Genomic DNA, 26,048 nt, shown 5'->3' on the forward strand with positions numbered 1-26,048 from the left:
CTCGTCTGGCCGGTCGTCACGAGCGCCAGCCTAGGGCTGGGCCCTCGGCCGCAGGGGCTGCCCGGTCCGCCCGGTCTGCGGGGTCTGCAGCGGGGAGGGGCCGGGCTGGCAGTGGGGGCACCACCACGTGCGGCGGCGGACGCCCGCGGCGGCGTCGTCGTCCTCCGGGACACCTGCCACCTCCGCGACCACCTCCACCCGGGTGCCGCAGCGGCGGCACGGCTGCCCGGCCCGGCCGGCCACCCAGTGCTCCTGCCCGGGGCGGGTGTTTCCGGTGGTCACCTGGTAGCCGGTGACCCCGGCCGCTGAGGCCCTCAGGGCGCGCGCCGCCCTCACCACGAGGCGCGCCACCCCGGCCTCGCCCAGCTCGGCCACGGGCGTCCACGGGCTGCGACCGGTGAGGAAGCACAGCTCGTTGGCCCACAGGTTGCCCAGCCCTGCCACGAGGCGCTGGTCGAGCAGGGCCGCGGCCAGCGGGCGGGACGGTTCACCGGCGAGGCGCGCCGCGGCGGCCGGGACGTCGAGGTCGGGGTCGAGCAGGTCCGGGCCCAGGTGCCCGGTGGCGCGGTGCTCGTCGGCGGTGCGCAGCAGCTCCACCACGGGCATCCGCAGCCCCGCGGCGGTGCGCTGCTCGTCGGTGACCAGCAGCACGCGGACGTCCGGGAGGAGCCGTGCGGGCAGCCGCTTGCCGGGGCCGAGCAGCGCCCAGTCGCCGTCCATGAGCAGGTGCGTGTGCAGGGTGAGGGCCTCACCGGCGAGGTCGAACCGCGTCAGGAGGTGCTTGCCGTGGGTGGCGACGCCGAGGACGCGGGCGCCGGCCAGGTCTGCGGTGGCGTGCGCGGGGACGTTCAGCCGGCCGTGGACCAGGGTGCGGCCCTCGAGCAGCGGGCGCAGGCGCCGCGCGAGCCGCGCGACGGTGTCTCCCTCGGGCACCCCTCGATCCTCACCCGCCGCGCCGCGCGCGGCGACCCCGGTCCAGCGTCAGTCGCGCGACGAGGGGTCCGCCAGGCGGACGGCGGCCACGCACGAGGTGGCACCGGCTTCACCGGCCAGGCGCAGCGCCTCCAGGACCAGCGAGGGCTCGTGCTCGACGGCCCGCCGTGCCGCCCGCGCCCGCGCCAGCTCGGCGATCCGGGCCGCGGGCTGCGGCGCACCGTGCAGCAGGAGCACCGCCACGAGCGCGACCGCAGAACCGGTGACGGCCAGACCCGCTCCCACCACCATCGTGGCCCGCAGCCCGAAGCCCGCCGCCAGCACCTGCGCCCCTGCAGCGGCGCCCAGCGCGTTGGCGGCGTTGAAGGCCGCCTGGTTGAACGCCGAGGCCATGAGCCCGGACCCGGGAGCCACGGAGATCGTCCGGTTCATGAGCGCCGGGCCCACGAAGAACGCCAGCACGGCGAAGACGACGAGACCCACCAGCGCACCCGCCGGGGAGCCCGACAGGACCAGCAGCAGCAGGCAGGACAGGCCCAGCCCGAGCAGGCCCAGCACCACGGCGGCCTCGGGGAACCTGTCCGCCGTGCGGCCGCCGAGCAGGGTCCCCGCGACGGTGCCCAGGCCGTAGACGACGAGCACCCACGCGACCGCGCCGGCGGAGAAGCCGGCGACGTCGGTGAGGATCGGCGCGACGTAGCTGTAGACGGCGAAGAGGCCGCCGGTGCCGATGGCGGTGGCGGCCAGCGTCAGCAGCACCTGCGGTCGGGCGAGGTCGGCCATCTCCTGGCGCAGCGGGGTGGCGGTGTCGCGGCGCAGCGGCACCCAGCGCAGCACCGCGAGCGCCGTCGCCACGCCGAGCAGGCCGATGGCGGCGAACGCCCAGCGCCAGCCGAGGTGCTGGCCGAGCAGCGTGCCGAACGGCACGCCCAGCACCTGCGCGACGGTGAGGCCGGTGAAGACCCGGCTGATGGCGGAGGCCGCCTTGCCGGGGGCCGCGAGGCGGCTGGCCACCACCGCCGCGACGCCGAAGAACGAGCCGTGCGACAGCCCCGTGACGAACCGGCCCACCAGGAGTCCGTCGTAGCCCGGCGCCAGCGCTGTGACGGCGTGGCCGAGCACGAACAGCGCCATCAGCCCGGTGAGCACGCGCTGGTGGGGGAAGCGGGTGGACAGCGCCGTGAGCGTCGGGGCGCCGGCGACGACGCCGAGCGCGTACGCCGAGATCGCGTACCCGACCGCCGGCACGGAGACGCGCAGGTCGGCGGCGACCTGCGGCAGCAGGCCCATCATGAGGAACTCGGTGGAGCCGATGGCGAAGGCGCCGATGGCCAGAGCGAGCAGGGCCGGTCCGGGCCGGGCGGCGGCGGGGGGCCCCTCGGACGAGCTCGGGGCGTGCTGGGGTGCGTCCACGGCGTGCGCGGCCTCCGGTCTGGCGTGCTGGTCTGCGTGCAGCCCTGCGGGCAGGGGGTCGGGTCGGCTGCGCTGTCGTCCCGCTGCCATCTTCCCAGCCCTAGGCTGCCGCTGTGGCCACCCACGCCGAAGCCGCTGACTCCGCGGCGCTCATCGCTCTGAGCCGGAACAGCTACGTCCGCCTGACCACGTTCCGCCGCAGCGGCGCACCCGTCCCCACCCCGGTGTGGGTGGTGGCCGACAGGTCCGCGCTCGGCGGGCGCGACGGGGACCTGCTCGTCATCACGGGCGCCCAGGCCGGCAAGGTCAAGCGCCTGCGCCACAACGGCCGGGTGCTGCTGGTGCCGTGCGACCGCCGCGGCACCCCCCGCCCCGGCGCGACCGAGCTGGAGGCCCTCGCCGAGGTGGTGGTCGACCCGGCCGTCGTCCGCCGGCTGCGCCTGCTCGTGCAGATCAAGCACCCGCTGCTGGGCAGGGTCCTGCTCGGCGGTCAGCGCGCGGGTGCCGCGGCGGCGCGCAGGCGCGGCAGGACGCCGCCGGAGCAGGTCGCGCTGCGCATCCACCCGCTGCAGCCCCGGGAGTCCTAGCCCGCAGTCCCAGCCGCCCGGTCCCCGCCGCCTCGGCGTGCGGGACCGCGCCAGCAGGCGCAGCGTGGGGAGGCGTGGACACCCGCACACTGGGACGCACCGGCGTCCAGGTCAGCCCGCTCTGCCTCGGCGCCATGATGTTCGGCGCGTGGGGCAACCCCGACCACGACGACTCGATCCGCATCATCCACCGCGCGCTCGACGCGGGCATCAGCTTCGTGGACACGGCCGACGTGTACGCGCAGGGCGAGAGCGAGGAGATCGTCGGCAAGGCCCTCGCGGGACGGCGCGACGAGGTGGTGCTCGCCACCAAGGCCCACGGCCAGATGGGCGACGGCGCCAACCGGCAGGGCAACTCCCGGCGCTGGCTCGTGCGCGCCGTCGAAGACAGCCTGCGCCGCCTGCAGACGGACTGGATCGACCTCTACCAGGTCCACCGGCCCGACCCCACCGTCGAGACCGAGGAGACCCTGGCAGCGCTCACGGACCTGCAGCGCGCGGGGAAGATCCGGTACTTCGGCTCCTCGACGTTCCCCGCCCACGAGGTGGTGGAGGGGCAGTGGATCGCCAAGGAGCGCGGGCTGTCGCGGTACGTCACCGAGCAGCCGCCGTACTCGGTCCTCGTGCGCGGCGTCGAGCGCGACGTGCTGCCCGTCGCGCAGCAGCACGGCCTGGGCGTGCTGCCGTGGAGCCCGCTGGCCGGCGGCTGGCTCACCGGGCGCTACCGCAGGGGTCAGGAGGCGCCGACGTCGTCGCGGGCCCAGCGCACCCCGGCGCGGTTCGACCTGTCGACACCGGAGAACCAGCGCAAGCTCGACGCCGCCGAGGCCCTGGCCGTCCTGGCCGACGAGGCCGGGGTGTCGCTGGTCCACCTGGCGCTCGCGTTCGTGCTGCGCCACCCGGCCGTGACCAGCCCGATCATCGGGCCGCGCACGATGGAGCAGCTGGAGAGCCAGCTCGGCGCCGTCGACGTCGTGCTCACCGACGACGTCCTCGACCGGATCGACGAGATCGTGCCGCCGGGGACCACCCTCGCCTCCGCCGACGCCGGCTACGTCCCGCCGTCGCTCACCGACGCCTCGCTGCGCCGCCGCTGAGCCCGCCGTCGGCGCCGACCCCCGGCGCCGGACGGGCGCGTGACGCCGGACGTGCAGAAGTCCTCGGTGGGAACTCCTCAGCCCCGCTCGGCGGGGTTCTGCACGTCCGGCGTCACGGCCGGCGGTCGGGTCAGCGCTTGATGACGCCGTGCGGGTCGAGCACGTACTTCTTGGCGGCGCCCTTGTCGAAGTCGGCGTAGCCCTGGGGCGCCTCCTCCAGCGAGATCGGCGTGGCGTTGACGGCCTTCGCGATCTGCACCCGGTCGTGGAGGATCGCCATCATCAGGCCGCGGTGGTACTTCATCACCGGGCACTGCCCCGTGGTGAAGGACAGCGACTTGGCCCAGCCCGTGCCGAGGTCGAGGGAGAGCGCTCCGCGCTTGGCGGCGTCATCCACACCGCCCGGGTCACCGGTGACGTACAGGCCCGGGATGCCCATCGCACCACCGGCCGCGGTGATCTCCATGAGGGAGTTCAGCACCGTGGCCGGGGCCTCCGTGCCGGCGCCGGAGCCGTGGCCGCGGGCCTCGAAGCCCACGGCGTCGACGCCGCAGTCGACCTCGGGGACGCCGAGGATCTGCTCGATCTGGTCCTTCGGGTCTCCCTGGGAGACGTCGACGGTCTCGCAGCCGAAGGCGCGCGCCGCGGCGAGGCGGTCCTCGTTGAGGTCACCGACGATGACGACGGCGGCACCCAGCAGCTGGGCACCAGCCGCCGCGGCCAGCCCCACGGGGCCGGCGCCGGCGATGTAGACCGTGCTCCCCACGCCCACGCCCGCGGTGACGCAGCCGTGGAAGCCGGTCGGGAAGATGTCCGACAGCATCGTCAGGTCGAGGATCTTCTCCATCGCCTGGTCCTTGTCCGGGAACTTCAGCAGGTTCCAGTCCGCGTAGGGCACGAGGACGTACTCGGCCTGGCCACCGACCCAGCCACCCATGTCGACGTACCCGTACGCCGAGCCGGGGCGGTCGGGGTTGACGTTGAGGCAGATGCCGGTCTTGCGCTCCTTGCAGTTGCGACAGCGGCCGCACGCGATGTTGAAGGGGACCGAGACGAGGTCGCCCACCTTGATGAACTCGACGTCCGGGCCGACCTCGACCACCTCGCCGGTGATCTCGTGGCCCAGGACCAGGCCCTCGGGGGCGGTGGTGCGGCCGCGGACCATGTGCTGGTCGGACCCGCAGATGTTGGTGGAGACGGTCTTGAGGATGACGCCGTGGCGCACCGGCCGCCCCACGTTGGCGGGGTTGACGCCCGGACCGTCCTTGAGCTCGAAGGTCGGGTAGTCGATGTCGACGACGTCGACACCGTGTCCGTTGTAGGCCACAGCGCGGTTGCTGCTCATGCACGCTCCCGAGGTGAGCCGGGCACCCGCGTCACCGCTGACGCCGACGTCCCGGTGGCTCCGACCGTAGAGGGCCGACTCCTCTCGTTCAACACCGGGGGGCCTGTGATGCATCAGAGGAACATCAGATGTTGATCTTCCGGTGGTCAGCCGAACGGGTGCCGCAGGTGTGGACGGCCGCGCACGGGGCAGGAGGGGGCATGGCTGAAGAGCAGACCTTCCGCAAGGGTGACGACGTCGAGTGGTCGTCCCACGGCAGCACGGTCGAGGGCACGGTGGAGAAGAAGATCACGGACGACACGAAGGCCGCCGGCCGTCAGGTGCGCGCCAGCGACGACGATCCGCAGTACCTCGTCAAGAGCGACAAGACCGGGAAGGAGGCCGTCCACAAGCCGGAGTCCCTCGACGAGGCCTGACCGCTCCTTCCTCGGTGGTCGTGGGCGCTGGCCACCCTCGACCCGGGTGGCCAGCGCCCACGATCACGACGTGGACCGCAGGGGGGCAGCGGTGGCGGTCAGGTGCACGCGGTCGCCCGGCAGCGGGACGCCCGAGCGGACGGCCAGCGACCACCCGCCCTCGGCGGTCCCAGCGCCGAGGGGCTCCGCGCACAGGGCAGCGCGCGAGCCGAGCAGCAGCGGCGAGCCCCACCGGGCGCGCACCTCGACGGTGGGCCCGAGCCGGTGCTCCACCTGCCCCACCGCACGGGTCAGCGTCCACACGCCGTGCGCGATGGTGCCCCGGAAGCCGAAGGCCTTCGCCGCGAGACCCGACAGGTGGATCGGGTTCACGTCGCCGCTGACGGCGGCGTAGCGCCGACCGGCGCCGGTGGGCACGCGCCAGCGGGCCACCGTCCGGGTCGCCGGTTCCGGCAGGTCGAGGTCGGTGCTCGTCGGACCGCCGCTGGCGTCGACGGGGGCGCTGGCGTCCGGGCTGCCCGCGGAGGCGCCGCGGGCGAGGTAGCCGCTGGTGCCCTCCCACACCACCTCACCGCCGGCGGCGGTGAGCGTGGAGTCCAGCTCGACGACGACGCCCTTCGCGTGCGGCAGCGGTCCGCGCGCCACCACGCGCACGTCCACGCGCTCCCCGGGTGCGAGGGGCCGGTGCTGGCGCACCACCTGCGTGACGTGCACGAGACCGGGCAGCGGCAGCGGGAACTCCTCGGCGGAGAGCAGCTGCAGCTGCGCGCCGAAGGCCAGCAGGTGCGGCCCGAGCACGGGGAGCACCGGGCGCAGGGGCACCCCGGTGGCGCGCGCCAGCGCCGCGGCGCGATCGGCCCCCACAGCCACCCCCGGGTGCACGAGCACCGCGGGAGCACCGCCCGGCCCGTGGGGCAGGACCAGCGGCTCCCCCGCCGCAGCCCGAGCCCGCGCAGCGGCGCCCTTGCGGCGCGCTGACAGCACCGCCCGCGCGTACACCCGCGTGAGCGACCTGCCCGACCCCGAGCCACCAGCCCCGGCGCCAGCCCCACCGCCACCAGACCCGGCGGCACCAGCGGGGGCCACCGGGCTCTGCCCGCTCACGCGCCCACCAGCGCCTGGCCGCAGACCCGGACCACCTGGCCGGTGACACCGGCGCTGGCCGGCTCGGCGAGCCAGGCGACGGTCTCGGCGACGTCGACCGGCAGCCCGCCCTGCTGCAGGCTCGCGGTGCGCCGCCCCAGCTGCCGCAGCAGCGGTGGGATCCTCGCCGTCATCTCGGTCTCGATGAACCCCGGTGCCACCGCGTTGGCCGTCGCGCCGACCTCCGCGAGCCGCGGCGCGAGCGCCCGCACCATGCCGGCGACACCCGCCTTCGAGGCGGCGTAGTTGGCCTGCCCGCGGTTGCCCGCCAACCCGGACGTCGAGGAGACGCCCACCACGCGCGCGCCCTGCCCGAGCAGCCCCGCGTCCAGCAGCGCGTCGGTCAGGCGCAGCGGGGCCGCGAGGTTGACGCCCAGCACGGCCTCCCAGCGGGCGGCGTCGAGGTTGACCAGCAGCCGGTCACGGGTGATCCCGGCGTTGTGGACGACGACGAGGCGGCCGGTCGCGGACCCACCCAGCGCCCGCTGCAGGTGCTCGACCAGCCGCGACGGCGCGTCGGGGGCCGTGACGTCGAGCGCCAGCGCCTGCCCGCGCACGTCGTTGGCGGTGCGGGCGAGGTCGCCGCTGGCGGCCGGCACGTCCACGGCGACCACGTGGGCGCCCTGTCGGGCGAGCACGTGCGCCGTGGCCCGGCCGATGCCGCGGGCAGCCCCCGTGACGACGGCCACGCTCCCGTCCAGCGGTCGCTCGGCTCCGCGGCGCGCGTCGTCGTCGTCCTGGGCGGCCCCCCAGGACGACGGCCGCACCGACGGCGCGGGGGCGATGTCGACGACCTGCCCGTCGACGAACGCCGAGCGCGCGGAGGCGAAGAAGCGCAGCGGCCCGTCGAGGTCCGCGGGGCCGGCGCCGGGGGCGAGGCGGAGCAGGTCGGCGGTGGCGCCGGCGCGCAGCTCCTTGCCGACCGTGCGGACGATCCCCTCCAGGCCCTGCTGGACGGCGGCGGCCTCCACGCGGTCGACGCCGTCGAGGTGGGCCGGGGTGCGGCCCACGAGCAGCACCCGGGCGCTGGGTCCGAGGCGGCGCACGGCGGGGCCGAGGGCCAGGCCCAGGGCGGCGAGGTCGCCGACGCGGGTGGCGCCGGTGGCGTCGACGACCACCGCGCCGAGGCGCGCCTGCGCGGGCACGTCGGGGAGGTCGAGGTGGACCTCGGCGCCGGCCCGCGCCAGCAGCGAGGCGAGCGCCCCACCGGCCTCGCGGGTGCGGAACGCGGAGGCGCCGGAGCCGGTGGTCAGCAGGAGCGCGGGGCCGTCCAGCAACGGCGCGCCGGCCTCGTGGCGCCGCAGCACCGCCGGGCGCGGCAGCCCCAGCTTCCGGGCGGCCACCGCACCGGGCCCCGTGCGGACCAGCTCCGCGTAGACGTCCCTCACCTGCGAGCCCCGGGCCGGCCGCGCGCTCACGCCGCCTCCAGCGCCATGACCACGCCCTGTCCGCCCGCGGCGCAGACGGAGATGAGCGCGCGGGGCTTCCCGCCCGCGCCGGCGCCGCGGGTCCCCTGCTGCTGGGCGAGCTGGTGCAGCTGCTTGGCGGCGGTGGCGAGCACGCGACCGCCGGTCGCGGCGAACGGGTGACCGGTGGCCAGGGAGGAGCCGACGGGGTTGAGGCGCGTCCTGTCGACGGCGCCCAAGGCCGGGCGTCCGAGCCGCTCGCGGCAGAACTCCTCGGACTCCCACGCGGCCAGGGTGGCGAGCACGGTGGAGGCGAAGGCCTCGTGGACCTCGAGGACGTCGGCGTCCTGGAGGGTCCAGCCGATCCTGTCGAGCAGGCGCGGCATGGCGTAGACCGGCGCGGTGAGCAGGCCGTCGGTGCCGGTGACGAAGTCGACCGCGGCGGACTCCGCGTCGACCACGCGCGCCAGCACGGGCAGCTGGTGGGCCGCCGCCCACTCGCGGCTGGCCAGCAGGACGACGGCGGCGCCGTCGGTCAGGGGCGTGGAGTTGCCGGCGGTCATGCTGGCGGCACCGGGCTGCTCAGCGGGCAGGTCGCGCCCGAACACGGGCTTCAGCGCGGCGAGCGCTTCCACGGTGGTGGAGGGACGCAGCACGTCGTCGCGGCGCAGGCCCAGGCAGCTGGTGACGAGGTCGTCGAAGAAGCCCTCGTCCCAGGCCCTCGCCAGCGCCTGGTGGCTGCGGGCCGCCAGCCCGTCCTGCGCGGCGCGGCTGACGCCCCAGGCGGCGGCGGTCAGCGCCGCGTGCTCGCCCATCGACAGACCGGTGCGGGGCTCGGCGTTGCGCGGCGCGTCGACGCGCAGCGCGCTGGGGCGCAGGCCCGCGAGCGCCTTGAGGCGCTGCCCCGCTGACCGCGCGGCCCGTGCGGCGAGCAGCGTGCGGCGCAGGTCGTCGCCGACGGCGAGCGGCGCGTCGCTGGCGGAGTCGGCTCCCCCGGCGATGCCGGACTCGACCTGCCCGACGCGGATGGCGTTGGCCACGATGACCGCGGCCTCCAGGCCGGTGGCGCACGCCATCGACAGGTCGGTGGTGGGGGTGGTGGGCGCGAGAGCGCTGGACAGCAGGGCCTCGCGGGTGAGGTTGAGGTCGGTGCTGTGGCGCAGGACGGACCCGGCGACCACGGTGCCCAGGCGCTGGCCCGCCAGGCCGGTGCGCGCGGTGAGCCCGTCCAGCGCCGCGGCGAGGAGGTCCTGGCTGGACGCGCGCGCGTAGGCGCGCCCGGCGCGGGAGAAGGGGGTGCGGTCCGCGGCGACGACCACGGCGTCGCGCAGCCCCGGCCCCGGTGTCGGTGGCGCCGAGGAGGCGGGGGCGGGGGCGTTGGAGGTGGCCACCCGACGACGGTACCGGCAGGAGCGGTCTATCCGGTACTGGAGGTAGCGGGTACTGCCGGTATCGGGTTACGCTCGCCCCGTGACCGGCACCGCGACGACGCCCCCGCCGGTGGGCGCTGCCCCGGCGCCGGCCGTGCCCGCCGCCGCCCCTGTCGCCGACGGACGCAGCACCCGCTGGGAGGCGCACCGCCGCGCCCGCCGCGAGGAGCTGGTCCAGGCCGCGCTGCGCGCCATCACCCAGCACGGCCCCGGCGTGGGCGTCGACGAGATCGCCGCCGCCGCCGGCACCAGCAAGACCGCGCTCTACCGGCACTTCGCCGACAAGGAGCAGCTCTACCTCGCCGTCGCCGACCGCGTGAGCCGCCGCATCCTGCGCGACCTGGTGGCCGCCGCCAGCGAGCACGTCCGCCCGCGCGCGGCGCTCGGAGCGGTCATCGCCACCTACCTGCGCCTGGTCGAGCACGACCCCGACGTCTACTGGTTCGTCACCCGCGGCGCCGGCTCGATGGCCACCAGCAGCTCCAGCGCCGCAGGAGGCGCCTCCGACCCGCTGGCCGGGCTGACGCAGGCCGTCAGCGCCGAGTTCGCCCGGTCCATCGCCCGCCAGCTGCGCGCCGCCGGCCTCGACGCCGCGACCGCCGAGCCGTGGGCCCACGGCCTGGTGGGCATGGTCCGCGCCGCCGCCGACCACTGGATGGGCACGCCGGTGCCCGAGGGCGGGCGGCGCACGCCGGCCGCCGTGCTCGCGGAGCAGCTCACCGCGCTGGCCTGGGGTGGGCTGTCGCGCGCTCCGCTCGCGTCGTCGTCGTCCTCCACGACGGCGACGACGACGGGCGCAGCCAGCGACGTCCGCACAGCCCCCGCAGCACAGCAGACCCCGCAGACCGACCGCCGAGACCCGGCGGCCCAGCACCACCTGGAGGAGACGCCATGAGCAGCCCCACCACGCAGAGCGCGGCCCGCGAGAGCAGCACCACCGCCGACGTGGCCGCCGGCGTCGCTGCTGAGGTGGCAGAGACCGCCGACGGCGCGCCCAGCCGCCTCGACGGCCAGGGCGAGGGCGAGGCGGGGCACGTCTGGCCGGTCGACCCCGAGCAGCTGGCCGCCGACCCGCGCGCGGTGCAGAAGGTGCTCGACGGGCGGTGGGCGCACGTGCGCGACCGCGCCCGCGACACCATCCCGGCGCAGTGGTGCGAGCCGACGGACCACCTCTCCACCGAGGAGCACCGCAGGGTGACGCTGGAGCGCCTGCGGGACATCGTCCCCACCGGCGAGCACCGGTACGGCTTCGCGGCCAGCGCCACCGGCGGTCTCGGCGGCGACAGCGTCGGCGCGCAGACGGTGAACTTCGAGATGCTCGGCCACGCCGACCTGTCGCTGACCATCAAGGCCGGCGTGCAGTGGGGCCTGTTCGCCGGGTCCATCCAGGCCCTGGGCACCGCCAAGCACCACGAGAGGTACCTGCGCGACGCCGTCGAGCTGGACCTGCTCGGCTGCTTCGCCATGACCGAGACCGGGCACGGCTCCGACGTCGCCAACCTGCGCACCACCGCCACCTACGACGAGGCCACGCACGAGTTCGTCGTCCACTCCCCCGGGCCCGAGGCCCGCAAGGACTACATCGGCAACGCCGCCCGCGACGCCCGCCTGGCCGTGGTGTACGCCCAGCTGGTCACCAAGGGCGAGCGGCACGGCGTGCACGCCGTGCTCGTGCCGATCCGCGACGAGGCCGGGAACGCGCTGCCGGGCGTCACCCTGACCGACTGCGGCCGCAAGATGGGCCTCAACGGCGTGGACAACGGCCGGATCGTGTTCGACCAGGTCCGCGTGCCGCGCGAGAACCTCCTGGACCGCTACGGCCAGGTGGCCGAGGACGGCACCTACACGTCCTCGATCACCAACCCCAACGCCCGCTTCTTCACCACGCTCGGTGCGCTGGTGAAGGGCCGCGTCTGCATCGGCGCCGCCGCGCTGGCCGCCGCCAAGAGCGGTCTGGCCATCGCGGTGACGCACGCCGAGCGGCGCGCGCAGTTCCCCAAGGCCGGGGGCGCGGAGGGCGAGGAGGTCACCCTCCTCGACTACCGCACCCACCAGCGCCGGCTGCTGCCGCTGCTGGCCTCCTCGGCGGTGTACGCCCTCGCCCAGGACGACGTCGTCGCCGAGCTGCACCGGGTCACCAACCCCGTGCTGCTGGGCGCCGCCCCCGCCCCGGGCCCCCAGAAGGCGCTGGAGGCCAGGGCCGCGGGCATGAAGGCGCTGCTCACCTGGCACGCCACCCGCTCCCTGCAGGAGGCGCGCGAGGCGTGCGGTGGCTCCGGGTTCCTCTCGGAGAACCGGATCGCCCAGCTCAAGGGCGACACCGACGTCTTCACCACCTTCGAGGGCGACAACACCGTCCTCATGCAGCTGCTCGGCAAGCACCTGCTCTCCGAGCACCGCGACAGCCTCAAGGGCGCCGGGAAGATCGGGCAGGCCAAGGCCGTGACCACGTCCCTGGTGGACGCCTACGCCGGTCGCACGCCCGCCCGCGCCGTCGCCGGCTTCGTCGGCGAGGTGGTGACCGACATCTCCGCGCTGCGCCAGCGCACGGAGAAGAAGCAGGGGGCCACCGACGACGCAGACCCGGAGCTCTTCGACCGGGCGTGGCAGCTGCGGGTGCTGGAGCACCGCGAGCGCCGCACGCTGGAGAGCCTGGCGCTGCGCATGCGCAAGCGGGCGCAGGCCGGGCAGGACGGCTTCACCGTGATGAACGAGGTGCAGGACCACCTCGTGCTCGCCGCCCGGGCCCACCTCGACGCGTGGGTGGCCCGCACGGCCGACGCGGCGATCTCCCGCGCCGAGGACGAGCGCGCCAGGGTGCTCCTCTCGCGTCTGCTGGACCTGCACGTGCTCTCGCTGGTGGAGGCCGAGCGCGGCTGGTACCTGGAGCGCGGGCTCATCACGCCCGGGCGCAGCCGTGACCTGACCACCGCGGTGAACGCGCTGTGCGCGCAGGTGCGGCCGCACGCGCTGCGCGTGGTGGACGCCTTCGGGCTGCCCGAGGGCTGGCTGGGCGCCCACATCGCCAGCTGACGCAGAAGGCGCCCCTTCGCCGCAGTTGACGCCCCATCAGCACCCTTGATGGGGCGTCAGCTGCATCCACGGGGCGGAAGCTGCACTGGGAACTCCCTCAGCGGGACGCGGCGAGGGCCTCGGCGGGTTCAGCGCTGTCGTCGTCGGGCTGGGATGCCAGGTCCGAGACCAGCTGCGGGAGCAGCTCCTGAACGGGAGCGGCCACCTTGAGCACCGGGTCGCCGTCCGCGCGGGTGGCGCCGTCGGTGACCACCGCCACCGGCTGGCCCCGCCGCACCGCAGCGCGCACGAACCGGTACCCGCTCATGACCGTCAGCGACGAGCCCAGCACCAGCAGCGCGGGGGCCAGCTCCAGCAGGTCGTAGGCGCGCTCGACGCGGTCCTTCGGGACCGGCTCGCCGAAGTAGACGACGTCCGGCTTGAGGGTGCCGACCTCGCACACCGGGCACGGGACCACCACGAACGAGGCCACGAGGTCCTCGGGGAGGTCGACGTCGCCGTCGGGGTTGACCCGCAGCTCGTCCGCCACCGACTCCGCCGCCTCGGCGAAGCCGGGGTTGGCAGAGCGCAGCCGCCGGTCCATCTGCACGCGCGGCACCACCGCGCCGCAGTCGAGGCAGACCACCCGCGCGAGCGTCCCGTGCAGCTCGAGCACCCGGCCGCTGCCGGCGGCCTGGTGCAGCCCGTCGACGTTCTGCGTCACCACCGCGCCCACGGCACCGGAGCGCTGCAGGTCGGCGACCGCGGCGTGGGCGGCGTTGGGCCGGGCGGTGGCGATCTGCCACCAGCCCACGTAGGAGCGGGCCCAGTAGCGGCGGCGGCCCTCGGGGTCGTGCAGGAACTCCTCGTACCGCATCGGGGAGCCCTTGCGCTGGGACCCGGTCGGCCCGCGGTAGTCGGGGATGCCCGACGCCGTGGACATGCCGGCGCCGGTGAGCGCCATGACACCGCGCCCGGAGGCCCGGGCGGAGGCCAGCAGCGCGACCAGCTCCTCGACGGACCCGGCGGGGAGCTCGCTCACCGGATCACGCTAAGCCAGCACCGATGACTCCCGCGCGCCCGGACGGTCACACTCCACAGGACCGAGAGGAAGGACGACGAACATGCCCGAGATGGTGACGTGCCTGTGGTTCGACGGGGCGGCGGAGGAGGCCGCCCGCCGCTACACCGAGCTGTTCCCGAACAGCTCCGTCGACGCGGTGGTCCGCTCCCCCGCCGACAACCCCAGCGTCTCCGAGGGGGCGGTGCTCACCGTCGAGTTCACCCTCGACGGCCGGCGCTTCCTGGGGCTGAACGGCGGGCCGGCGTTCACGCCCGACGAGGCCGTGAGCATCCAGGTGCACACCTCCGACCAGGCCGAGACCGACCACTACTGGGACGGGCTCATCGCCGACGGGGGCGAGGAGAGCCAGTGCGGGTGGCTCAAGGACCCGTGGGGCTTCTCCTGGCAGGTGGTCCCGAAGCGGCTGACCGAGCTCATGGCCGACCCGGACCCCGACCGGGCGCGCGCCGCGATGCAGTCGATGATGACCATGCAGCGCATCGACGTGGCGGAGCTGGAGCGGGCGGTCGCGGCGCTGCCGCCGTCGTCGTCCTGATCGGCTGACCAGGACGACGACGGCGGCGGAGCCAGCGAGCGGGTCCTCAGGCCCCGGCGCTGCCCGGCTCCGGCGGGGACACCTCACCGGCCTGCAGCTCCTGGAGCTCGCGCTCCGGCGTCTCCGCCGCGGCCGGGTCCGCGTTCGCGCCGGGGAGCCCTCCGGTCTTGCCGACTCCCTGCTCGTGGGTGCTCTCGCTCATGCCTCCTGCCTACAGCTCCCAGCCTCGTGCGGCACGCTGAGGGCGTGGGCGGGGGCATCGGCGCAGGCGCGGACGACGAGCACGTGCTGCTGCGCCCCACCCGGCGCTGGCTGTGGATCGGGGTGGCGGCCTGCGCCGGGCTCGCGGTGACCGACCTCGTCTCCGGCGAGCTCAGCGGAGACCCGGGTGCGGCGAACATCGGGGGCGCGTTCGCGCTGGCCCCCACGCTCACGGCCATCGGCGGGGCCCGCTGGCACGTGGTGGTGGTGGGGCTGCTGGCCACCCTGGTGGCGCTGTGGACGTGCCTGGTGGACGGCACCCCGCCCCTGACCACGCTGGTGAGCTGCGCCGTGGTGGCGCTGTCGACGGCGGTGGTGGCCGTGGTGGCGGGGGTGCGCCGCTCCCACCTGGCGCAGCTGCAGGACCGCCGCCAGGCCGCGCGCACGCTGCAGTCGGCGATGCTCACGCACCTGCCGCAGCCGCGCGGCCTGCAGCTGGCCAGCCGCTACACCCCGGCGAGCTCCGGAGACCAGGTGGGCGGCGACTGGTACGACGCCCTCGTGGACGCCTCCGGCGCCACCACCCTGGTCATCGGCGACGTCATGGGCCACGACATCCGCGCCGCCGCCACCATGGGGCAGGTGCGCGCGGTGCTGCGCGCCTACGCCGTGGAGGGCGGGCAGGAGCCGTCGGCGCTCATCGCCCGCACCGAGACCGCCCTGGACGCCCTCGGCCTGGACGTCATGGCCACGCTGGTGGTGGCCCGGGTGGACCCGCCGGAGACCCCCGGAGGCCCGCGGTGCCTGGTGTGGAGCAGCGCCGGCCACCCGCCGCCGGTGCTGCTGCGCACCGGACCGGACGGACGGGCGCACGCGTCCGTGGTGCCCACCAGCGGCGGGGAGCCCGGGCCCGACGTCATGGTGGGCGTGGTGCCCGGGTCGCCCCGCCGCGACCACCGCTGCAGCCTGCCGCCCGGCGCCACGCTGCTGCTGCACACCGACGGCCTGGTCGAGCGGCGCGACGCCGACCTGGAGCAGGGCACGGCCGCGCTGCTCGCCGAGCTGGAGCGCGAGGGGCACCGCGACCTCGACGACCTGCTCGACACCGCGCTGCCCGACCTGCTGCACGGGCACCACGACGACGACGTCGCGGTGCTCGCCGTCCGCACGTCCTGACCCGCCGCCGGAAAACCCGCGGGCCCCCCGTCGCCTCCGCCGCCTACCCTGGACGGCGAGATGACGACGACGACAGCGGGCCCCGACCCCGACGTGCTGCGCAGCGGGCTCGTGGCCACCACCCTCCGCGACGAGCGCCGCCTGGGGCGGCGCCTGGACGGCGCAGAGCGCGCCAAGGGTCCCCGGCGGGCCCAGCAGCTGGCCGAGGTGGCCGAGCAGGTGGTCGCCGCGCAGGGGCGCCTGGCCTCGCGGGCTGCGTCCGCGGACGCGCTGGTCGGCTCCCTCACCTACCCCGACCTGCCCGTCAGCGCCCGGCGCGACGACATCGCCGCCGCCATCGCCGGACACCAGGTGGTCGTCGTCGCCGGCGAGACCGGCTCGGGCAAGACCACGCAGCTGCCGAAGATCTGCCTGGAGCTGGGCCGCGGCGTCCGCGGCCTCGTCGGGCACACCCAGCCGCGGCGCATCGCCGCCCGAGCGGTGGCCGAGCGCGTGGCCGACGAGCTGGGCGGTGAGGTCGGCGGCGCGGTCGGCTACGCCGTGCGGTTCACCGACGAGGTCGGCCCGGACAGCCTCGTGAAGCTCATGACCGACGGCATCCTCCTGGCCGAGGTCCAGCGCGACCCGGACCTGCTCGCCTACGACACGATCATCATCGACGAGGCGCACGAGCGGTCCCTCACCATCGACTTCCTCCTGGGGTACCTGCACCGGCTGCTGCCGCGCCGCCCGGACCTCAAGGTGGTCATCACCTCCGCGACCATCGACCCGCAGCGCTTCGCCGACCACTTCTCGACCGTGGCGGGCGAGGTGCCGGTGGTGGAGGTCTCCGGGCGCACGTTCCCGGTGGAGGTCCGCTACCGCCCGCTCAGCCTGGACGAGACCCCCCTCGACGACGATGCAGCGGACGACGGCTCCGACGACGACGGCGAGTCCCTCGAGGCCGACCCCGACGACGCGCGGCGCGGCGGCGGAGCCTCGGGCTCTGCTGACAGGGACCAGACCGAGGGCGTGGTCGACGCCGTCGCCGAGCTCACCGCGCTGGGCGACGGTGACGTGCTCGTGTTCCTCTCCGGCGAGCGCGACATCCGCGACACCGCCGACGCGCTGACCGCCGCGATCGAGCGCGGCGAGGTCCCCGGACTGCGTCCGGCGGGCTCGGGGGGCGCAGGCGCCACGGAGGTGCTGCCGCTGTTCGGCCGCCTGTCGGCAGCCGACCAGCACCGGGTGTTCTCCAAGCCCGGCGCGGGCACCTCGCGGCGCATCGTGCTGGCCACGAACGTGGCCGAGACGTCGCTGACCGTTCCTGGCATCCGGTACGTCGTCGACACCGGCACCGCCCGCATCTCGCGGTACTCCGCGCGCACCAAGGTGCAGCGCCTGCCCATCGAGCCGGTGAGCCAGGCGAGCGCCGCACAGCGCTCCGGCCGGTGCGGTCGCGTGGCCGACGGCGTGGCGATCCGCCTGTACTCCGAACGCGACTTCGAGTCGCGTCCCCGGTTCACCCAGCCCGAGGTGCAGCGCACGTCGCTGGCCAGCGTCATCCTGCAGATGGCCTCCCTCGGCCTGGGCGCGGTGGAGGACTTCCCCTTCCTCGACGCCCCCGACCGCCGCCAGGTGCGCGACGGCCTCGCGCTGCTGCACGAGCTCGGCGCGATCGACACCGCCACGCCGGAGGGGAACCCCCGCCTGACGGAGGTCGGCAAGCGGCTGGCGCAGGTGCCGGCCGACCCGCGCTTCGCGCGGATGCTGCTCCAGGCCGACCGCGAGGGCGTCGTCCCCGAGCTGCTCGTGCTCGTGGCGTCCCTGTCGGTGCAGGACGTGCGCGAGCGCCCCCTGGAGAACGCCGACGCCGCCCGCGAGAGCCACCGGCGCTTCGCCGACGAGCACTCCGACTTCGTCTCCACGCTGAACCTGTGGAAGCACCTGACGGAGCAGGCCGCCGAGAGGTCGTCGTCGTCGTTCCGGCGGATGTGCAAGGCGGAGTTCCTCCACCACCTGAGGATCCGCGAGTGGCAGGACGTCCACGCGCAGCTGCGGCGGGTGCTGCGCGGGCTGGGCGTCTCCACGCCCAGCGGGGCGGAGAGCGCCCGCGTGCGGACGGGCGAGGAGCTGGAGCCCGTGCGGGCGCAGGTGCACGCCGCACTGCTCGCGGGACTGCTGACGCAGGTGGGCAGCAAGGACCTGCGCGCCGAGGAGAAGAACGGGCAGGCTCGGGGGGGCCGCGACGGCGGTCGGGACGGGGCTTGCGAGGTGCGGCGCCGCGGGCCGGCGGAGTACGTCGGGGCCCGCGGCACGCGGTTCGCCATCGCCCCCGGGTCGGTGCTCGCCAAGCGGTCGCCGAGCTGGGTGGTGGCCGCCGAGCTGGTGGAGACCTCGCGGCTGTGGGCGCGCGTGGTGGCCCGGGTCGACCCCGAGCAGGTGGAAGCCCTCGCCGAGCACCTCGTGGTGCGGAGCCACTCGGAGCCGCGCTGGAGCAAGCAGCGCGGCGCGGCCGTGGCCACCGAGCGGGTCACGCTCTACGGCCTGCCGCTGGTGGCCGGGCGCACGGTGCCGCTGGCCCGCCTCGACCCGGTGGCTGCCCGCGACCTCTTCATCCGCCACGCCCTCGTGGGCGGGGAGTGGGACGCGCGGGGCGCCGCCGTGGCCTTCGTCGACGCCAACGCCGCCGTGGCGCGCGACGTCGAGGAGCTGCAGGCCCGCACCCGCCGCCGCGACCTGCGCGTCGACGACGAGGCCCTGGTCGCCTTCTACGACGCCCGGCTGCCCGCCGACGCCACCAGCGCCCGCGCCTTCGAGGCGTGGTGGCGCCGCGAGCGCCGCACCCGCCCCGACCTGCTGACGCTGACCGTCGCGGACCTCACCACCGGTGAAGCCGACGTGGAGGACGCCCCGACGTCGTGGAGCTCGGGCAGCTTCGACCTGTCGCTGAGCTACCGGTTCGACCCGCACGCCGCCGACGACGGCGTCACCGTCCACGTGCCGCTCGCCGTGCTCGCGCAGGTCCCCGAGACCGGGCTGGACTGGGGCGTGCCCGCGTGGCGCACCGAGCTGGTGACGGCGCTGCTGCGGGCGCTGCCCAAGCCGGTCAGGGTGCAGCTCGTACCCGTCCCGGACACGGCCCGCGAGGTGGCCGCGGCGCTGCCGGACGTCCCGCCGCCGGGCGTGAGGCTCGTCGAGGCGGTGGGCGAGGTGCTGCGGGCGCGCCGCGGCGTCGTCGTGCCAGCGGAGGCGTGGGACGCGGCGCGCCTGGCGGAGACCGCACCGCACCTGCTGCCGACGTACGCCCTGGAGGACGCCGACGGGCGCGTCGTCGCCACCGGCAAGGACCTCGCCGCGCTGCGGGAGAGGACCGCCGGGGCCCAGCGCGCCGCCGTCGTCCAGGCGGTGACGGCGGGCGCACGCGCGTCGGGGCAGCAGCTGGAGCACGAGGCGCTGACCTCGTGGCCCGCTGGACTGGTGCTCGCCGAGCAGGTGGAGACCGCCGCGCCCGACGGTCGGCCGGTGGTCGGGTTCCCGAGCCTCGTCGTGGAGCGGTGGTCCGCAGGGTCGAAGGGGGCGGCGAAGGGGAAGGAGGGCGGCGAGCGCCGCATCGCGGTGCGCGTGCTCGCCACCGAGGCCGAGGCTCGCGCCGCCCACCCGCGGGGCGTGGCGCGCCTGGCGCGGCTCGTGCTGGCCAACCCCACCAAGTCGCTGCTGGACGGGCTGGGGACGCCGGGGCGCCTTGCGCTGGCGCGCTCTCCGCACGGCACGGTGGAGGCGCTGCTGGCGGACTGCGCCGATGCCGCTGTCGACCACCTCGTCGGCGCCCGTGCTCCCGGCGGCGGGCTCGGCGTCCGCGACGCCGACGCGTTCGACGCGCTGCTGCGCGCCGTGCGCCCCGACCTGCTCGCCACGACGCAGCAGGTGCTGGGCCTGGTGCAGCGGGTGCTGAAGTCGGCCCGCGACGTGGAGCACGTCCTCGACAGGACGCCCGCCTCGCTGCCGCTGATCGCCTCACTGGCCGACGTGCGCGCGCAGCTCGGGGTGCTCGTGCACGCCGGGTTCGTCGCCGAGGCGGGGCTGGAGCGGCTGCCCGACGTGCAGCGCTACCTGCGCGCGCTGCTGCGGCGGCTCGAGGTCCTCGGCGGGGCCGGTGCTGCCCAGGCGGCCCAGCGCGACCGCGACCGCACCGGCGTCGTCCAGCGGCTCGAGGCGGACCTCGACCGTGCGGTGGCCGCGCTGCCGTCGGCCCGCCGCGACGCCGCCGAGGTGCGCGCGGTGCGCTGGCAGCTGCAGGAGCTGCGCGTCAGCCTCTTCGCGCAGACGGTGGGGGCGAGCGGCCCGGTGAGCGAGAAGCGCGTCTCCGCCGCCATCACCGCCCTCCGCTGACCCCTCGCCCCACCCCTGCGGCCCCGACCCCGACCCCTGTCACGATCACGCACCTGCGCGCCACGACCCCGGCACCCCACCGCCGGGAGTGACGCTCGGCCGCATGATCGTGGAGGCGGTCAGCGGCGGCGGACCAGGGCGTTGAGCACGACGACGGCAGCATCCGGCCGGCAGCGCTCGTCGTCGTCCCGCTCCGACCGCGGTGGGGGCGGAGGGTGCGGGCGGGTGTCGTCGTGGTGCGCGTGCCAGCCAGGCTGGGCGGGACGGCTGGTCGGCGGCTCGCCGGCGACGTGCCCGGGTGCGTCAGGAGGACGCGGGCTCCGGAGCGAGCTCAGCAGGCGGAGTCGCCGAGGGCGCGGTCTCCCCGTCCGGCGAGCTGGGTGCGGCGGTGGGCGGGTCGCTCCTGCGCGTGGCCCCGGCGTCCTCGCCGAGCAGGAGCCGGAGCTGCTGCTCGTCGGTCTGGCCGGGGTCCTCCCCCAGCACCCCGCCGGCGGTGGCGCCCTCCGGGAGGGTCGTCCGGTCGGCAGGGCCCCCGGCGGAGCGGTCACCGGTCGGGACGGCGGTCGCTCCCCAGCCGTCACCGGAGCTCTCCGCAGGAGTCTGCGCGTCGCTCGGTGAGGTGGTCGCCGCAGCCGTCGGTGCGCGGCCGGCGGTGTCACCCGGGGAGGACTCCGCGGTCGGAGCTGCGGTGCTGAGCGGCGCCTGCCACCCGCTCCAGGCCGGTGTGTGGGCGATGGTCAGCGCGTGGCCGACCAGCCAGCCGCAGGCCGCCGTGCCGACGATCGCCCCCGTGCCGAGGACGGCGGCACGCACCACACCCGCGATCAGCGACGCCACGCCCGCTCCACTCCGTCCGCGCTCCGCGCTCCGCGCGGTCCGGCGGCTTCTCCTCACCGGCAGCGATCACCGTGACGCGCTGCGTGAGCGCCGTCCAGCCGCGCTCGGCCGTCAGTGGCCCGGTGGCCGTCTCACGTCATCCGCTCGGCGGTCCCGCGTCCGCGCGGCGGTCTGCAGCCGAGCGCGGACGCGGGACCGCGGCGTCACAGGGCGGTGAACGCGCTCTTGCGGACCTCGGCCACCACGCCGACCGGCGGTGCGCCAGCCGGTGTGGTGCCGAACTGGCCCGCGACGCTCCACGCGGTGGTGTAGAGCGCGCCGTCCCTCCACTGCAGGCCCAGCGGCATCGTCACCTGCGCCGCAGAGCGCCGGCCGTCCGGTGCGACCGCGACGATCCGGCCGATGGTCGAGGGGTCGAAGCCGGCCGGAGGCGGTCCGTCCTGAGGGGGTGCCCCCTCGAGCAGCTCGCTGACGTAGACGGTGCCGTCGTCGCCCACGGCCACCCCGGTGGGGCCGGTGAAGCCGGTGATCTCGCGCACCTGGTGGCCCGTGCGGTCGAGCACGTAGACGCGGCCCTCGCCGGGCACCTCCGCGGTGAGCGCGGCGACGTAGACCTTCCCACCCGGGCCGTAGGAGAGCCCGGTGGGGACGGAGTCGCAGCCCGTGAGGCTGCCGTTGTTCGGCACCCCGGCGCAGGCCCCGGTGGTCACGGTGGGCGGCACGAAGAAGGTGCTGACCCGCCCGTCCGCGGCCACCGCCAGCACGTCGTTCGCACCGCCGTCGGCCACGTACGCCAGCGGCGCGTGCTTCCCGCTGCCGGCCAGCACCGAGAACGGGTTGGACAGGGCGTCCGGTGCAGCCTGGTCCTGCCCGTCGGGGTTGGTGCTCTTCTCGTAGCCGAGCAGGTCCACCAGCGCGCGCAGCTGGCCGGGAGGCCCGGCGTACAGGGTCGCCTGCCCCGCGACGGCGGGGGCGTCGGGTGCCCCGCCGGAGGTCAGCGCGAGCACGGTGCGCCCGGAGGTGTCAGCGGCCGCCAGGCCCGGCTGCGTCGCGAGCACGCGCTGCCCGCCGGCTCCCGGTCCCTCGACGCGCGTCACCTCACCGGTGCCCTGCTCGGCCACCACGAGACGCCCGCGACCGTCGAACCTCACGCTCCACGGGTCGGACAGCCCCGACGCGACCACCTCCACCGGTGGCCCTGCGTCGTGGTGACCCCCTCCGTGGCGGCCGTGGGCTCCGGCCGGTGGTGCCAGCAGCACCAGCGCGGACCCGACCGCCGCGGCGGAGAGCACCGCCCTCGCGCGCCTGGACCGCGCACTCGTCACCAGCATCCGGACCACCCCCTCGTGGCCGGGACCCCACGTCCCGGGACGGCCCACCAGGATCCTCACAGCGGACCCCCAGCAACAGGGGCCCACCACCCTGGCGCGACGGGACCCCCCGGGAGCACGATGAGCGGTTGGCCGCGCTCACCGCGCGGTGGACTCCCTCGACCGCCGCAGGGGCGTCGCCCTCAGGACGAGCCGCTCCCGGCGTGGGTGATCACACCGACGGTCAGCAGCACGAGGAACAGCGCCACCGCTGCGGCCGAGGTGAAGAACCCCGCCAGGACCGTCTTCGGGTTGCTCGCATCCCCGTCGATGACGCGCCGGCGCGCCCGCACCGCGAGCCACACGCCGACCCCGCCACCCAGCAGCAGCACGGGCACGACCACGCCCAGCAGCAGCGAGACCAGCCCCACCGCCAGCGAGACCGTCCCCAGCCCGTTGTTCTCGCCCGGCACCCTCGGCACGCCGCCCCCTGACCGTCGTCGTCCTGCTGTGGTCCGCCAGCCCTCGGGGCGGGCGACCGGCTCAGGAGCCGGTGGCGGCCAGGCCGCGGCGCTGCAGCAGCGGCTCCACGCGCGGGTCGCGGCCCCGGAACGCGCGGTAGGCGGCGGCGAGGTCGACCGTGCCGCCGCGCGCGAGGACCTCGCGGGCGAACGCGGCCCCGTTCTCGCGGCGCATGCCGCCGTTCTCGGAGAACCACTCGACGGTGTCGGCGTCGAGCACCTCGCTCCACAGGTAGGAGTAGTACCCGGCCGAGTAGCCGCCGGAGAAGACGTGGTTGAAGTACGTGGAGCGGTAGCGCGGAGGCACCAGCTCCAGCGCGATGCCGCGGCGCTCCAGCGCAGCCGCCTCGAACGCCTCGACGTCGTCCGCCGCCACGGACTCCCCGGGGGCCAGCTGGTGCCACGCCTGGTCGAGCAGCATCGCCGCGACGATCTCGGTGGTGGCGAAGCCCTCGCCGTAGGAGCGCGACGCCAGCAGGGCCTGCACCTGCTCCTCGGGGAGCGGCTCGCCGGTCTCCACGTGGCGCGCGTAGGCGGGCAGCAGCGCCGGGCCCCACGCCCACACCTCGTTCACCTGGGAGGGGAACTCCACGAAGTCGCGCGGCACGGTGGTGCCGGACAGCCGCGGGTAGCGGACGTCGGAGAGCAGTCCGTGCAGCGCGTGCCCGAACTCGTGGAAGGCGGTCTCCACCTCCTCGACGGTGAGCAGCGCCGGCTCGCCGTCGGGCGGGCGGGGCACGTTGAGGTTGTTGACGACGACGGGACGCGATGACCGCGCGGGCCGGCCCCCGGCACCGGGGAGGGCGACCTGGTCGACGTAGTTGCTCATCCACGCGCCGCCGCGCTTGGACTCGCGGGCGAAGAAGTCGCCCAGGAACAGCCCGACGGACGCGCCGCCCTCGTCGAAGACCTCCCAGGTTCGCACGTCGGGGTGGTAGGTCGGCAGGTCCGGACGCTCGGTGAAGGTGAGGCCGTACAGCGCGGTGGCGGCGGCGAAGACGCCGCGGGTGATGACGGCGTCCAGCTCGAAGTACGGCTTGAGCTCGGACGGGTCGAGGCTGAACCGGCGTGCGCGCACGCGCGCGGCCGCCCACGCCCAGTCCCACGGGCGCAGCTGCGCGTCAGCGTCCCCGCCGACGCCCCCGCCGGCGGCGCGCAGCTCCTCGGCGAGCTCCAGCGCCTCCCCGCGGGCGTTGCTCACCGCGGCCGGGACCACGGACGTGAGCAGGTCCATGACCGCTTCCACCGAGGGGGCGGTGGCGTCCTCCAGCACGTGCTCGGCGTGGTGCGCCGCCCCGAGCAGGCCGGCGCGCTCAGCGCGCAGCGCCGCGATCCGCACCAGCAGCGGGCGCGTGTCGTGCTCGCCGCCGAGGCCGCGCGTGGTCGAGGCGCGGAAGACGCGCTCGCGCAGGCCGCGGTGGTCCAGGGACGCCAGCACCGGCTGGTCGGTGGGCAGCGACAGCGGCAGCACCCAGCCGTCCAGTCCGCGCGCGACCGCGGCCTGCGCGGCCGCCGAGCGCTCGCCAGCCGACAGGCCCGCGAGCTCGGCCTGGTCGGTGACGTGGACGGCGGCGGCGTTGGTGGCGGCCAGCAGCTCGGTGCCGAACTGCGTGGTCAGCCGCGACAGCTCCCCGTTGAGCTCGCGCAGCCGCACCTTGGCGTCGTCGTCGAGACCGGCCCCCGCGCGGGCGAGGTCCCGGTACCAGCGCTCCAGCACGGCCCGCTGCTCGTCGTCGAGCACGGTGCCGTCGGCGTCCGGGGCGCCGCCTGCGCACCGGTCGCGGACCGCTGCCAGGCGGGCGAACAGCCGCGGGTCGAGGTGGATCGCGTCACCGTGGGCGCTCAGCTCCGGCGCCAGCTCCGCCTCGACGGCGCGCAGCGCGTCGTCGGAGTGCGAGGAGACGAGGTTGTAGAAGGCGTTCGCGGCCCGGGCCAGCAGCTCACCGGAGGCCTCGAGAGCCCCGACGGTGTTCTCGAACGTCGCCGGCTCGCCGCCCGTGGCCACGGCCTCGACCTCCGCGCGCTGCTGGGCCATGCCCTCGCGCAGCGCCGGCGCGAAGTGCTCCGTGCGCAGGACGTCGAACGGCGGCAGCCCGTGCGGCAGGGTGCTCGGCGCGGCCAGGGGGTTGGTGGGGTCCAGCACCCTGGCGACGCTATCCCAGCGTCCCGCCCCCCAGCACGACCGCGCCGCAGGCCCCTCAGCAGCGGCCGTTGGGGTGGACCTGCGCCCCGGGGAGCGGGTCGGGTGCCACGACAGCGGTAGGGATGGAGGTGGGCGTGCCGATGGGTGTGCCAGCAGGGACGCCCGCGAGACGGGCGGCCCCGAGGACGACGACGGCGGGGGCTCGTGTGGACGGCGTGGTGTGGACGAGGCGCGCGGTGCTCGCCGGCGCGGGGCTCGCGGCGGTCGGGGCCGCGGCTGCGGGCGCCGGTCCGCTGGTGCCGTCGGCGCGGGCGGCTGCCGCCCCCGACGTCGACCAGCTGCTGGCCACCCCGGGGTTCGTGGTGGCCCACCGCGGCGGCTCGCGGGACTGGCCGGAGATGTCGGCGTTCGCCTACACCAGCGCCGCTGCGCTCGGCGCCGACGCGCTGGAGCTGTCGCTGTCGCGCACCTCCGACGGGGTGTGGTTCGGCCTGCACGACGGCACCCTCGACAGGACCTCCGGCACGCAGGGCTTCAAGGCCTCCGAGCACACCTGGGCCGAGGTGGCCTCCTACCGGATCAGCCCGTCGACCACCCGGGACCGCACCCAGGCCAAGCGCCCCTACGCGCGCCTGGAGGAGCTGCTGGAGCGGTGGGGTGGACGGCGCGTGCTCTTCGTCGACCCCAAGGCGGCCAGCGCCAGGTTCCACCCCGAGCTCGTGGCGGCGCTGCGCAAGGTGCCCTCCTCCCAGGACTGGGTGGTGGCCAAGGCACCGGTCGACACCACGTGGTGGGCCGACGCCGCCCGTCGCGAGGGCTGGCGCAGCTGGGGGTTCTTCTGGGCCAAGGACCTCGACGCCGACCCCGGCCTCCTCGCCCGCACCGCGGGCGCGTGGGACCTGCTCGGCATGGACGTCGACGCCCCCGACGCTCGCTGGAAGCAGGTGCTGGACCTCGGCGCACCGGTCATGGCGCACGTGCTGACCTCATCGAGGCAGCTCGAGCGGGCCCGCGCGCTGGGAGCCGCCGGCGTCATGGTGTCGGACCTGGTGGCGGTGCTGCCGGCGCGCCGCTGAGGCCTCCCGACC

The 26,048-nt window shown here is 76.0% G+C and carries 21 protein-coding genes; 9 read left to right on the forward strand and 12 right to left on the reverse strand.

Annotated elements, in window-relative coordinates:
• Nucleotides 1-30: 30 nt before the first annotated feature.
• Together FMM08_RS08245 and FMM08_RS08250 are read right to left on the reverse strand one after the other, a co-directional pair.
• Complete coding sequence (locus FMM08_RS08245; RefSeq protein ID WP_147925853.1) at nt 31-933, reverse strand: DNA-formamidopyrimidine glycosylase family protein; 903 nt, start codon at nt 931-933, stop codon at nt 31-33.
• A gap of 48 nt (nt 934-981) precedes the next feature.
• Nucleotides 982-2,436, reverse strand: coding sequence for an MFS transporter (locus FMM08_RS08250; protein WP_147925854.1), 1,455 nt, complete (start codon nt 2,434-2,436; stop codon nt 982-984).
• A 23-nt stretch (nt 2,437-2,459) separates the two neighbouring features.
• Here FMM08_RS08250 and FMM08_RS08255 point away from each other — a divergent pair, with 23 nt between their 5' ends.
• Nucleotides 2,460-2,933, forward strand: coding sequence for a PPOX class F420-dependent oxidoreductase (locus FMM08_RS08255; RefSeq protein WP_222710550.1), 474 nt, complete (start codon nt 2,460-2,462; stop codon nt 2,931-2,933).
• 74 nt (nt 2,934-3,007) lie between these two features.
• Complete coding sequence (locus tag FMM08_RS08260; protein WP_147925855.1) at nt 3,008-4,030, forward strand: aldo/keto reductase; 1,023 nt, start codon at nt 3,008-3,010, stop codon at nt 4,028-4,030.
• Between the two features lie 130 nt (nt 4,031-4,160).
• On the opposite strand, the gene fdhA is transcribed toward FMM08_RS08260, so the two are convergent.
• Complete coding sequence (fdhA, locus tag FMM08_RS08265; protein ID WP_147925856.1) at nt 4,161-5,375, reverse strand: formaldehyde dehydrogenase, glutathione-independent; 1,215 nt, start codon at nt 5,373-5,375, stop codon at nt 4,161-4,163.
• A gap of 200 nt (nt 5,376-5,575) precedes the next feature.
• On the opposite strand from fdhA, the gene FMM08_RS08270 reads away from it, so the two are divergent.
• On the forward strand, nt 5,576-5,791 hold the full coding sequence (locus FMM08_RS08270; protein ID WP_147925857.1) for a hypervirulence associated TUDOR domain-containing protein: 216 nt from the start codon (nt 5,576-5,578) through the stop codon (nt 5,789-5,791).
• A 63-nt stretch (nt 5,792-5,854) separates the two neighbouring features.
• Here FMM08_RS08270 and FMM08_RS08275 read toward each other — a convergent pair whose 3' ends face one another.
• From FMM08_RS08275 to FMM08_RS08285, 3 genes are read right to left on the reverse strand one after another with little or no spacing between them, the layout of a single operon-like run.
• Nucleotides 5,855-6,895, reverse strand: a complete 1,041-nt coding sequence (locus FMM08_RS08275) for a MaoC/PaaZ C-terminal domain-containing protein (RefSeq protein WP_147925858.1) — start codon at nt 6,893-6,895, stop codon at nt 5,855-5,857.
• Nucleotides 6,892-8,322 (reverse strand): 3-oxoacyl-ACP reductase, encoded by a 1,431-nt coding sequence (locus tag FMM08_RS08280; protein WP_147926027.1) that lies wholly within the window; start codon nt 8,320-8,322, stop codon nt 6,892-6,894. The genes FMM08_RS08275 and FMM08_RS08280 overlap by 4 nt, the downstream gene beginning before the upstream one ends.
• A 26-nt stretch (nt 8,323-8,348) precedes the next feature.
• On the reverse strand, nt 8,349-9,731 hold the full coding sequence (locus tag FMM08_RS08285; protein WP_147925859.1) for an acetyl-CoA C-acetyltransferase: 1,383 nt from the start codon (nt 9,729-9,731) through the stop codon (nt 8,349-8,351).
• Nucleotides 9,732-9,810: 79 nt separating this feature from the next.
• Here FMM08_RS08285 and FMM08_RS08290 point away from each other — a divergent pair, with 79 nt between their 5' ends.
• Both FMM08_RS08290 and FMM08_RS08295 read left to right on the forward strand, forming a co-directional pair.
• The gene (locus tag FMM08_RS08290; RefSeq protein WP_222710552.1) at nt 9,811-10,665 is read left to right on the forward strand and encodes a TetR/AcrR family transcriptional regulator; all 855 of its coding nucleotides are present in this window, start codon (nt 9,811-9,813) and stop codon (nt 10,663-10,665) included.
• Nucleotides 10,662-12,803, forward strand: coding sequence for an acyl-CoA dehydrogenase family protein (locus tag FMM08_RS08295; protein ID WP_147925860.1), 2,142 nt, complete (start codon nt 10,662-10,664; stop codon nt 12,801-12,803). The genes FMM08_RS08290 and FMM08_RS08295 overlap by 4 nt, the downstream gene beginning before the upstream one ends.
• Before the next feature lie 97 nt (nt 12,804-12,900).
• Here the strand turns inward: FMM08_RS08295 and FMM08_RS08300 are convergent, their stop codons facing one another.
• Complete coding sequence (locus FMM08_RS08300; RefSeq protein ID WP_255472180.1) at nt 12,901-13,824, reverse strand: NAD-dependent protein deacetylase; 924 nt, start codon at nt 13,822-13,824, stop codon at nt 12,901-12,903.
• An 82-nt stretch (nt 13,825-13,906) separates the two neighbouring features.
• On the opposite strand from FMM08_RS08300, the gene FMM08_RS08305 reads away from it, so the two are divergent.
• Complete coding sequence (locus FMM08_RS08305; protein ID WP_147925861.1) at nt 13,907-14,401, forward strand: VOC family protein; 495 nt, start codon at nt 13,907-13,909, stop codon at nt 14,399-14,401.
• A gap of 46 nt (nt 14,402-14,447) precedes the next feature.
• On the opposite strand, the gene FMM08_RS22950 is transcribed toward FMM08_RS08305, so the two are convergent.
• The gene (locus FMM08_RS22950; protein WP_187279625.1) at nt 14,448-14,603 is read right to left on the reverse strand and encodes a hypothetical protein; all 156 of its coding nucleotides are present in this window, start codon (nt 14,601-14,603) and stop codon (nt 14,448-14,450) included.
• Between the two features lie 44 nt (nt 14,604-14,647).
• On the opposite strand from FMM08_RS22950, the gene FMM08_RS08310 reads away from it, so the two are divergent.
• On the forward strand, nt 14,648-15,778 hold the full coding sequence (locus tag FMM08_RS08310) for a PP2C family protein-serine/threonine phosphatase (RefSeq protein WP_147925862.1): 1,131 nt from the start codon (nt 14,648-14,650) through the stop codon (nt 15,776-15,778).
• A 60-nt stretch (nt 15,779-15,838) separates the two neighbouring features.
• Nucleotides 15,839-20,149: an ATP-dependent RNA helicase HrpA gene (gene hrpA / locus FMM08_RS08315; protein ID WP_147925863.1), complete on the forward strand. Its 4,311-nt coding sequence runs from the start codon at nt 15,839-15,841 to the stop codon at nt 20,147-20,149.
• 303 nt (nt 20,150-20,452) lie between these two features.
• Here hrpA and FMM08_RS08320 read toward each other — a convergent pair whose 3' ends face one another.
• The 4 genes from FMM08_RS08320 to FMM08_RS08335 form a co-directional block, all read right to left on the reverse strand.
• On the reverse strand, nt 20,453-20,986 hold the full coding sequence (locus tag FMM08_RS08320) for a hypothetical protein (RefSeq protein ID WP_147925864.1): 534 nt from the start codon (nt 20,984-20,986) through the stop codon (nt 20,453-20,455).
• A gap of 203 nt (nt 20,987-21,189) precedes the next feature.
• Nucleotides 21,190-22,317, reverse strand: coding sequence for a ScyD/ScyE family protein (locus FMM08_RS08325; RefSeq protein ID WP_147925865.1), 1,128 nt, complete (start codon nt 22,315-22,317; stop codon nt 21,190-21,192).
• A gap of 182 nt (nt 22,318-22,499) precedes the next feature.
• On the reverse strand, nt 22,500-22,778 hold the full coding sequence (locus tag FMM08_RS08330; protein WP_147925866.1) for a hypothetical protein: 279 nt from the start codon (nt 22,776-22,778) through the stop codon (nt 22,500-22,502).
• Between the two features lie 61 nt (nt 22,779-22,839).
• A complete protein-coding gene (locus tag FMM08_RS08335; RefSeq protein WP_147925867.1) occupies nt 22,840-24,960 on the reverse strand; it encodes a M3 family metallopeptidase in 2,121 nt (706 codons plus the stop codon).
• Between the two features lie 215 nt (nt 24,961-25,175).
• Here FMM08_RS08335 and FMM08_RS08340 point away from each other — a divergent pair, with 215 nt between their 5' ends.
• Nucleotides 25,176-26,036, forward strand: a complete 861-nt coding sequence (locus FMM08_RS08340; protein WP_222710553.1) for a glycerophosphodiester phosphodiesterase family protein — start codon at nt 25,176-25,178, stop codon at nt 26,034-26,036.
• The last annotated feature ends 12 nt before the right edge of the window (nt 26,037-26,048 follow it).

The sequence above is a fragment of the Quadrisphaera setariae genome, from assembly GCF_008041935.1.
Taxonomy (GTDB): domain Bacteria; phylum Actinomycetota; class Actinomycetes; order Actinomycetales; family Quadrisphaeraceae; genus Quadrisphaera; species Quadrisphaera setariae.